The organism is Pseudomonas sp. p99-361 (assembly GCF_003935475.1).
Lineage (GTDB): Bacteria > Pseudomonadota > Gammaproteobacteria > Pseudomonadales > Pseudomonadaceae > Aquipseudomonas > Aquipseudomonas juntendi.
This window is the reverse complement of sequence record NZ_RHQO01000149.1, coordinates 1-521: the sequence shown is the minus strand read 5'-3', so window position 1 is coordinate 521 and position 521 is coordinate 1. Positions and strand designations below refer to the sequence as shown.

Genomic DNA, 521 nt, shown 5'->3' with positions numbered 1-521 from the left:
AAGAGAAGGAGAAAGCTCTCGGACACGCTAGAGGTATTAGCGAGCAGGTCACGGCTCTAGAGCATGACCTGGAGGCTGATCCGACATGTGTCGCGGTACTGCAGCAGCTGGCAGCAGTCCGTGGTGCAATCAACGGCCTGATGGCGGCCGTTCTGGAGAGCCATCTACGGGAGGAGTTTCCTGACAGAGGGGCGAGGAGCGACTCGCAGCAACAGTCTATTAACGAAACCATCTCCATCGTTCGGTCGTATCTCCGGTAATCAATTCCAGGTGGTTTTGGTGACGGGGACCAACTTAAAAAAGGAAGTGACATCATGAAATCACGTGCAGCAGTGGCCTTTGGGCCAGGTAAACCGCTGGAAATCGTTGAGATCGACGTTGAGCCGCCACGCAAGGGTGAAGTGCTCGTCAAGATCACCCATACCGGCGTGTGTCATACCGACGCGTTCACCCTGTCGGGTGATGATCCTGAGGGTCTCTTCCCGGTCGTGCTGGGCCATGAAGGCGCCGGCATCGTGGTA

2 protein-coding genes are annotated in these 521 nt (G+C 56.4%); both read left to right on the top strand.

What is annotated here, in order from left to right; translation table 11 throughout:
- Window positions 1-260, top strand: a 260-nt coding sequence (locus tag EGJ22_RS25905) for a metal-sensing transcriptional repressor (RefSeq protein ID WP_125920462.1), incomplete at its 5' end; no start/stop codon positions are given.
- Between the two features lie 54 nt (window positions 261-314).
- A partial coding sequence (locus tag EGJ22_RS25900) for an alcohol dehydrogenase catalytic domain-containing protein (protein ID WP_158619543.1) occupies window positions 315-521 on the top strand: 207 nt, incomplete at its 3' end.